Annotated in this window: 1 protein-coding gene; it reads right to left on the bottom strand. The window is 40.9% G+C overall.

Annotation, left to right across the window (positions count from 1 at the left end):
* Positions 1–264, bottom strand: a 264-nt coding sequence (locus SB775_RS30495) for an HrcA family transcriptional regulator (protein ID WP_410864999.1), incomplete at both ends; no start/stop codon positions are given.

The raw sequence follows: 264 nt of genomic DNA on the forward strand, positions 1-264 counted from the left end.
CGATGACGGCAATGGAGCCGAGAGATTTTTGATCAATCGAATAGGTCGCTGTGATTAAGCTGCAATTCTCCATTGCTTCCAAATTGTTTTCTGAGCCAATTTTAATGGTGATTCCTTGCTGATTTGGATGAAACAGCTGCATGACATCATTCTTTTGCTCAATGAGCATCATCAGTGAACGAATGCGGTCAATGTCATGAAACTCCGGCTGATTCAACATATTAATCTTCCCGCCAAAGAAAAGTTTTGATTCGTTTTGTGTCG

The sequence above is a fragment of the Peribacillus sp. SIMBA_075 genome, from assembly GCF_046534585.1.